A 1,316-nucleotide genomic window follows, 5' to 3' on the forward strand; every position below is an offset into this window, starting at 1 on the left:
CAGCCCGAACACGCCCGTCGCGAGCCCGGTGACGAGCCCGACCGCCCCCACCCACGCGCTGCTGCCGGTCAGCTCCCAGACGCGGAACAGGACGGCGACGATCGCGACCTGGGCGCTGAGCGCGGAGGCCGAGCCGGTCAGCCAGAGGCGGCGGAAGTCTGCGGACTCGCGCAGCGGGCGGAGGTCGACGCCCGCCCTCACCCGAGCTGCGCCTCGATCCGGTCCACGAACGGCCGCTCGCGCAGGGCCGCCGCCATGTCCGCGATCACCTGGGTGACCCGGTACGGGAGCTCGCCGTCGAGCGCGGCGACCGCGGCCTCGGTGGCCCGCCACTCCGCCTCGAGGAACGGGACCAGCGCCGCGCCCTTCGCGGTGAGGGCGACGAGCCGGGTGCGGGCGTCGGCGCCGGGAGTCGTCTCGACCAGGCCCTCCTTCCGCATCGCCGCCACGGTCTGGCTCATCGCCGAGTGCGTGACGTCCACCTGCCCCGCGAGCTCCTTCACCGAGAGGGGGCCTCGGTGGTGCAGCCGGATCAGGGCCATCGAGAACCGCGGCCGGACGCCGGCGACCCCGCGCCGGGCGTAGAGCTCGGCGATCGCCCCGTCCATGTCCGCGAGCAGGGCCTTGAGGGGGACGAGCCAGCTCTCGTGGGTGGGGTCGGACGATGTCACAGCGCTAATATAACAGCCCTGTCAGATATTGGTGAACGGCCGGCTCGCTCACTAGGTCTGAGCGAGCGTGCCGTTCGCTCGTCGTGGAGGGGGTCGGGCACGATGGGTGGCGCGCGTCGGACGGCACTGACCCTGCTCGCGCGCGCTCGTCGGGGTGCTGGTGGTGGGCGGGGTGCTGTGGTGGACGGGGTCCTGTGGTGGACGGGATCGCGCCCGCAGCCCGGGTGCCGGGTCACCGCGGCGGGCGCGTGGTTCTCGCTGACCGCCGAGCAGGCGGAGAACGCGGCGACGGTCGCAGGCGTGGGGTTCGCGGAGGGCGTGCCGGACCACGCCGTGACCGTGGCCGTCGCGACGGCGATGCAGGAGTCCCGGCTGGCGAACCTGCCCGACGGGGACCGGGACTCCGCAGGGCTGTTCCAGCAGCGGCCGAGCCAGGGCTGGGGCACGTACGCGCAGGTCACGGACCCGGTCACGCCGCGCAGGCCTTCTACCGGGCGCTGGAGGAGCTGCCGGACCGGCAGGAGGTCTCGGTCACCGAGGCCGCCCAGCTGGTCCCGCGTTCGGCCGCGCCGGAGGCCTACGCGCAGTGGGAGCCGCAGGCGCGCGCCATCGCCGTCGCGCTGAGCGGACAGGAGCCCGCCGCCC

General features: G+C 74.8%; 2 protein-coding genes and 1 pseudogene. 1 reads left to right on the forward strand and 2 read right to left on the reverse strand.

The annotated features are described in order from the left end of the window. A pseudogene (locus tag H5J29_RS32975) lies at positions 1–201 on the reverse strand (MFS transporter); the annotation flags it as partial. Beyond that, on the reverse strand, positions 198–671 hold the full coding sequence (locus H5J29_RS32980) for a MarR family winged helix-turn-helix transcriptional regulator (RefSeq protein ID WP_312858513.1): 474 nt from the start codon (positions 669–671) through the stop codon (positions 198–200). The gene H5J29_RS32980 and the pseudogene H5J29_RS32975, both read right to left, overlap by 4 nt. Before the next feature lie 180 nt (positions 672–851). On the opposite strand from H5J29_RS32980, the gene H5J29_RS32985 reads away from it, so the two are divergent. Beyond that, positions 852–1,295, forward strand: a complete 444-nt coding sequence (locus H5J29_RS32985; protein WP_181784804.1) for a hypothetical protein — start codon at positions 852–854, stop codon at positions 1,293–1,295. Positions 1,296–1,316 lie beyond the last annotated feature (21 nt).

Origin of the sequence: Pseudonocardia pini, from assembly GCF_013870575.1 — a bacterium.
GTDB classification, from domain to species: domain Bacteria; phylum Actinomycetota; class Actinomycetes; order Mycobacteriales; family Pseudonocardiaceae; genus Pseudonocardia; species Pseudonocardia pini.